Raw genomic sequence first — 7,094 nt, forward strand, 5'->3', positions numbered from 1 at the left:
GCCCGGGCGCTCGCCGAGTAGACGGCGCCGCCCCGGCCCTGGGCCGCCGCCGGCCCAGCCCGGCCGGCACGCCCCGCCCCCGGCCGGTGGCGGTGCGTGAAACCCACGTGACCGGGCCCGGCCGCCGTGTCACCATCGAGGTGTCGCACCGCGGGCCGGGGGAATCAATCCGTCCGTCCCGGCGTTGACCTGTTCGACGCCGCACGTGGGCGGCACTCCGACGACGTAAGGATCCGATGACCCCCTCTTCCTCCACTTCCCGGGACGCGCAGAACACCGCCGCGGGCCGCACTGCGGACCCCCGCACCGACAGCCTTCGGGCCGACGCCCTGATGGAAGAGGACGCCGCCTGGAGCCGCGGGATCGACCAGGACCGCGACGGCGAGCAGTTCGACCGCTCGGACCGGGCCGCGCTGCGGCGCGTGGTCGGCCTGTCCACCGAGCTCGAGGACGTCACCGAGGTCGAGTACCGGCAGCTGCGCCTGGAGCGCGTCGTGCTGGTCGGCGTGTGGACGTCCGGCACGCTGGAGGACGCGGAGAACTCCCTCGCGGAGCTCGCGGCCCTGGCGGAGACCGCCGGCGCGCTCGTGCTCGACGGCGTGGTGCAGCGGCGCGACAAGCCGGACCCGGCCACCTACATCGGCTCGGGCAAGGCCCAGGAGCTGCGGGACATCGTCCTCGACAGCGGCGCCGACACCGTCGTCTGCGACGGTGAGCTGAGCCCCGGCCAGCTGATCCACCTCGAGGACGTCGTCAAGGTGAAGGTCGTCGACCGCACGGCGCTGATCCTCGACATCTTCGCCCAGCACGCCAAGTCCCGCGAGGGCAAGGCGCAGGTGGCGCTCGCGCAGATGCAGTACATGCTGCCGCGGCTGCGCGGCTGGGGCCAGTCGCTCTCCCGGCAGATGGGTGGCGGCGGCAGCGGGGGCATGGCGACCCGCGGCCCCGGTGAGACCAAGATCGAGACGGACCGGCGCAGGATCCGCGAGAAGATGGCGAAGATGCGCCGGGAGATCGCGGAGATGAAGACCGGCCGCGAGATCAAGCGGCAGGAGCGCAAGCGGCACCGCGTGCCGTCGGTCGCGATCGCCGGCTACACCAACGCCGGCAAGTCGTCCCTGCTCAACCGCCTGACCGGCGCGGGTGTCCTGGTGGAGAACGCGCTGTTCGCCACCCTCGACCCGACCGTGCGGCGCGCGGAGACGCCGAGCGGGCGGCTCTACACCCTCGCGGACACGGTCGGCTTCGTCCGGCACCTGCCGCACCACCTGGTGGAGGCCTTCCGCTCGACCATGGAGGAGGTCGGCGAGTCCGACCTCCTCCTGCACGTGGTCGACGGGTCGCACCCCGCGCCCGAGGAGCAGCTGGCCGCGGTGCGCGAGGTCGTGCACGACGTCGGCGCGAAGGACGTCCGCGAGATCGTCGTGATCAACAAGGCGGACGCGGCGGACCCCCTGGTCCTCCAGCGCCTGCTCGGCGCCGAGCGCAACGCGATCACCGTGTCGGCCCGTACGGGCGAGGGGATCGCGGAGCTGCTGGCGCTGATCGACGCCGAGCTGCCCCGCCCCGACATCGAGCTCGAGGTGCTCGTGCCGTACACGCACGGGGCGCTGGTCTCACGGGTGCACGCCGAGGGCGAGGTCCTGTCCGAGGAGCACACCCCGGAGGGCACGCTGCTCAAGGCGCGCGTCCACGAGGAACTGGCGGCGGCGCTCGCGCCGTACACGCCGGCCGCGGCGCACTGAGCGCCCGGCCGGGCGCCCGGCCGCACCATCGCACAACCGGGCAGGGCCCGTGCCCCCGTCGCACCGGGGGACACGGGCCCTGCCCGTCGGCGTCGCGCGCCGGCTACTGCGACTGCGACGCGAACTTCTTGCTGACGCTGTCGTAGATGCCCTCGGCCTCCTTGCCCAGGTGCGGTCCCGCCAGCCAGCCCGCCGGCACCGGTCCGATCGACGTGTTGGACACCAGCGCGGGCTTGCCGTCGTCGCCGTTCGCGATCCAGCCGCCGCCCGAGGCGCCGCCGGTCATCGTGCAGCCGACGCGGTACTCCGTCGGCTCGGTGGCGTTCAGCGACAGCCGTCCGGGACGGCCCGCGCACTGGTAGAGCTTCTGGCCGTCGAAGGGCGGCGCCGCCGGATAGCCGTTCGCCGTGAGCGTCGAGATGTCGGGCACCGCCGGCGCGTTGAAGTCCACGGGCAGCGCCGCGCCGACCGTCTCCTGCAGCGACCGGCCCGTCCCGCCGTTCTCGGGGGTCACGTGCAGCACGGCGAAGTCGTAGGGCGAGCCGTGCCCGCCGGTCTCCGAACCCTCCGCGATCCACTGCGAGGACGTCTCGGCCCAGTCGGCCCACCAGACCCCGTACGGCGCCAGGGCCTTCTCACCCGCGCCGTGCAACTGAGCCGTGGACAGGCCGTTGTTGTTGTACGACGGCACGAACGCGATGTTGCGGTACCAGCCGCCGTCCTTGCCCGCGTGCACGCAGTGGCCCGCCGTCCAGACCAGGTCGGACTTGCCGGGGTGCGCCGGGTCGGTGACCACGGTCGCCGAGCAGACCATCGAGCCCTGCGGCCCGTCGAAGAACAGCTTGCCCTCCACCGGCACGGTCTTCGCGTACGGCGTCCCCGCCTGCCGGGCCTGCACCGGGGCGGGCTCCGGGTCGGTGACGCCCTGGTCGCCGGAGATGTCGTGCGGCTGCACGGGCTGCTCGGCCGGCTCGTCGGCCTTGCGCATCCGGTCCGGGTCCCACAGGCCCTGGATGACCGGGTTGACGAAGTCCTGGGCCTGGCGGAGCCATTCGTCCCGGTCCCAGTTCTTCCACTCGCCGTGCTTCCACTTGTCCAGGTCGATCCCGTGCTGCTTGAGCTTGTCCTTGAGGTCGTCCGGAATGGTGATCTTCGGGGCCGCCGCGGTGGCCGACGCGGAGACCGGGGCCTGCGCGCCCGCGGAGTCGTCGTCGCCGGGCCCGCACGCGGTGGCGGTCAGCGCGAGCGCCGCCGCCGCGGCCGTGGCCGCCAGCACGCGCACCCCGCGCCTCCTTCCTGGGCTGCGCGGGGCGGAGGGCGGGCGGATCGGTCGCATCTGGGTTCCCCCTGGAACGGTCTCTGGCGGACGAAAGGACATGCGTGAACGCGCGGTGACGTGCACGGGTACGTGGAACTGCGGGCCGTCGTGCGGGACATGACGGCCGAGGGGCCCCACTATGCCGTTGTCCTGACACACGGTGCGCGGCAGGTCCGCGGTTCGGTCCCGGCACGGGCCGGTCAAGGATCTTCCCGGCACCCGTGATCCCCCGCATCCGGAGTCGTTGGTACGGGCGAGGGACACGGCCAGCGTCCACCGCCGGACGCCCGGCGGTCGAGTCGCGTACGGACGTGCGACGCAACTGTGACAGCCGGAGGACCGAAGACGTGGCCGTGACCGAGCCGACCAACACCCCGCCGGCGGCGCAGACCGTCGCGCACGAGGGCATCCTGCGCCGCCAGTCCCAGCGGGAGTCCGCCGCCCGCACGTACGCCAGGTCGCTGCCGATCGTTCCGGTACGCGCGCGCGGCATCACCGTCGAGGGCGCCGACGGCCGCCGCTACCTGGACTGCCTCTCCGGCGCGGGGACCCTCGCCCTCGGCCACAACCACCCCGTCGTCCTGGAGGCGATCCGGCGCGTCCTCGACTCGGAGGCCCCGCTGCACATCCTGGACATGGCGACGCCGGTGAAGGACGCCTTCGTCACCGAGCTGTTCTCCACCCTGCCGGCGGGGCTCGCCGAGCACGCACGCATCCAGTTCTGCGGTCCCGCGGGCACGGACGCGGTCGAGGCCGCGCTGAAACTGGTGCGGATCGCGACGGGCCGGCAGGGCATGCTCGCCTTCACCGGCGCCTACCACGGCATGACCGAGGGCTCACTCGCGGTCTCCGGCGGTGCGCGGGACGTGCGGGTGACCCGCCTGCCCTACCCGCAGGACTACCGCTGCCCGTTCGGGACCGGCGGCGAGCGCGGCGCGGAACTGTCCGCCCGCTGGACGCAGAACCTCCTGGACGACCCGAGCGGCGGGGTGCCGAAGCCGGCCGGGATGATCGTCGAATGCGTGCAGGGAGAGGGCGGCGTGCTGCCCGCCCCCGACGCGTGGCTGCGCCGCATGCGCGAGATCACCGCCGAGCGCGGGGTGCCGCTGATCGCCGACGAGGTGCAGACAGGCGTCGGCAGGACGGGTACGTTCTGGGCGGTACAGCACAGTGGCATCGTCCCCGACGTGATGGTGCTCTCCAAGGCCATCGGAGGTTCGCTCCCGCTCGCAGTGATCGTCTACCACGAGGATCTGGACCTGTGGCAACCGGGCGCCCACGCAGGCACGTTCCGCGGCAACCAGCTCGCGATGGCCGCGGGCGCCGCGACGCTCGCGTACGTACGGGAGAACGGCCTGGCGCACAGGGCGGCGGTGCTCGGCGGGCGGATGCTCGCACGTCTGCAGGGCCTGGCGGCCGAGCACCCCTGCATCGGGGACGCGCGCGGCCGCGGACTGATGATCGGGGTGGAGATCGTCGATCCCGAGAGGGGAGCGGACGATTCGCCGGCTCCCGCCGATCCCGAGCTCGCCCGGGCCGTGCGGCGCGCCTGCCTGGACCGGGGGCTGATCGTGGAACTCGGCGGCCGCAACGGCGCGGTCGTACGCCTGCTGCCGCCGCTCACCCTCACCGACGAACAGGCCGAGGCCGTACTCGACCGGTTCGCCGACGCGTTGGCCTCGGCCGAGCAGGCGCGCACGTCCGCAGGACCGTCGCAGTGACCCCGGACCCCGGACCCGCAAAGGAATACCCGTGAACCCCACCCCCGCACCCGATCTGCCGGCACCGCAACCCCCCACCGCCGACTCCGCCACGGTGCCCCGCCAGCAGGCCGGAGGCGACCGTCCCGCGCGGGGCACCAGACCCGGCGGCCCCGGTCACTCCGGCCCCGCCGCCCCCGCCGATCACGGGCACCGCGCCGACCACGCCGTGCACGGAGGCCATGCGGAGCGCGCCGACCACGCCGCACACGGAGGCCTCGCCGGCCCCTCCACCCCCGCCCCGGACGCCGACCGCGCTGTGCACGCCGACCGCACAGCGCGGGCCGATCGGCCGGGGCACGCGCAGGAGTCCGGGCGCCACCGCCGGGCCGGAGGACCCGACCACCCCCGCCGCCCCGATCAGCCCGGACACCCCGACCACCTGGACCATCCGGACGTCCACCGCGCCGCCGACGCCGCCACCGTCGAGAACCTGCTGCGCTGCTGGGTCCGCGAGAACGACCTCGCCGCGCCCGACGGCGACGTGCTCCGTCTCGCCCTGCCGATGAGCGGGGCCGCCCTGTCCGTGCCGGTGCGGTACTGGTCGCCGGCCGGCTGGCACCGCTTCGGCCCCGCCTTCCTCGACGGAGCCCCGCACGACGCCGCTCCCGTCGACGCCGTCACCGTCGCGGCCCTCCTCGGCCGCGAGTCGGGCCGCCACCTCGGCGGCGACCTGGTCGCCAGGGTCGCCGACTCGGCGCACCACACGGCCGTCTTCCTGGCCCACCGCCGCCGCCACCCCGAACCACCCGAGGACGCCGACCCGTTCCTCGTGGCCGAGCAGTCACTGGTGCTCGGACATCCGCTGCACCCGACGCCCAAGAGCAGGCAGGGCCTGTCCGAGGCCGAGGCCCTGCGCTACTCGCCGGAGGTCCACGGCAGCTTCCCGCTGCACTGGATCGCCGTCGACCGCTCCGTCCTCGCCGGCGAGTCCGCCTGGACGGAGCAGGGCCGGCCGGTCTCCGCGGAGGCGCTCGCGCTGCGGCTGCTCGGCGACACGCCGGTTCCGGAGGGCACCGTCCCGCTGCCGCTGCATCCCTGGCAGGCACGGGACATGACGCACCGGCCGGCATTCCTGGACCTGTGCGCGGCCGGTCTCGTCCACGACCTCGGGCCCCGGGGCGGGCCCTGGCACCCGACGTCCTCCGTGCGCACGGTGCACCGCCCCGGCGCCCCGGCCATGCTGAAGCTGTCGCTGGGCGTGCGCATCACCAACTCCCGGCGCGAGAACCTCCGCAAGGAACTGCGCCGGGGCGTCGAGGTGCACCGCCTCCTGCGCACCGGCCTCGGCCGCCAGTGGCGCGCCGCGCACCCCGGCTTCGACATCGTCCGCGATCCGGCCTGGCTCGCCGTCGACACCCCGGCCGGCGAGCCGGTCACGGGACTCGACGTGATGCTGCGGCACAACCCGTTCGGGCCCGCGGACGACGCGGCGTGCGTCGCCGGACTGACGGCGCCCCGCCCCTACCCGGGCCGGGGCACGACCTCCTCGCGGCTCGCGGAGATCGTCGGGCGCCTCACCGCGCGCAGCGGCCGCCCGCGCCTCGCCGTCAGCGCGGAGTGGTTCCTGCGCTACCTGGAGCACGTCGTGCGGCCGGTGCTGTGGCTGGACGGGCAGGCGGGCATCGCCCTGGAGGCCCACCAGCAGAACACGCTCGTCCACCTGGACGCCGACGGCTGGCCCATCGGCGGGCGCTACCGCGACAACCAGGGCTACTACTTCCGCGCCTCCCACCGAGAGGCCCTCGAACGACGCCTGCCGGGGATCGGGCAGGCGTCGGACACGTTCGTCTCGGACGCCGTCACCGACGAGCGGTTCGCCTACTACCTGGCCATCAACAACGTCCTCGGCCTGATCGGCGCGTTCGGCTCGCAGGGGCTGGCCGACGAGGGCGTGCTGCTGGCCGCGTTCCGCCGCTTCCTCGCGGACGCGACCTCGCTGGGCTCCCCGCTGCCCGCCCAACTGCTCGCCACCCCGACCCTGCGCTGCAAGGCCAACCTGCTCACCCGGCTGCACGGCCTGGACGAGCTGGTCGGACCGGTGGACACCCAGTCCGTCTACGTCACCATCGCCAACCCGCTGCGGAGCTGACGCCGTCGGCGCCGCAGCGCGGCACCCCGCCGGGCGGCACCGGGCCGCCCGGCACCGTCGAGAGGAGAGCGTCGCCATGACCTCCGCCGAAGGGAGCGCGGACGGGAAGGCGCCCGCGGACGGCGCCCGCCCGCTCGCCACCGCGAGGGCGTCCGACGCGGCGCGGGACGCCGCCGGCG

General features: G+C 74.5%; 4 protein-coding genes. 3 read left to right on the top strand and 1 reads right to left on the bottom strand.

Translation table 11 applies throughout. The features are described 5' to 3' along the window. The first annotated feature begins 236 nt into the window (after positions 1-236). Entirely contained in the window at positions 237-1,745 is a 1,509-nt protein-coding gene (gene hflX / locus L1885_RS20325) for a GTPase HflX (protein WP_235798593.1), read from the top strand. Positions 1,746-1,848: 103 nt separating this feature from the next. Here hflX and L1885_RS20330 read toward each other — a convergent pair whose 3' ends face one another. Then, positions 1,849-3,081 (bottom strand): trypsin-like serine peptidase, encoded by a 1,233-nt coding sequence (locus tag L1885_RS20330; protein WP_235798594.1) that lies wholly within the window; start codon positions 3,079-3,081, stop codon positions 1,849-1,851. 329 nt (positions 3,082-3,410) lie between these two features. Between L1885_RS20330 and L1885_RS20335 the strand changes: the two genes are divergently transcribed. Together L1885_RS20335 and L1885_RS20340 are read left to right on the top strand one after the other, a co-directional pair. Then, complete coding sequence (locus tag L1885_RS20335) at positions 3,411-4,784, top strand: diaminobutyrate--2-oxoglutarate transaminase family protein (protein WP_235798595.1); 1,374 nt, start codon at positions 3,411-3,413, stop codon at positions 4,782-4,784. Between the two features lie 31 nt (positions 4,785-4,815). After that, complete coding sequence (locus L1885_RS20340) at positions 4,816-6,915, top strand: IucA/IucC family protein (RefSeq protein ID WP_235798596.1); 2,100 nt, start codon at positions 4,816-4,818, stop codon at positions 6,913-6,915. The last annotated feature ends 179 nt before the right edge of the window (positions 6,916-7,094 follow it).

The sequence above is a fragment of the Streptomyces fuscigenes genome (assembly GCF_021556455.1).
In the GTDB taxonomy this organism is placed as follows: Bacteria; Actinomycetota; Actinomycetes; order Streptomycetales; family Streptomycetaceae; genus Streptomyces; species Streptomyces fuscigenes.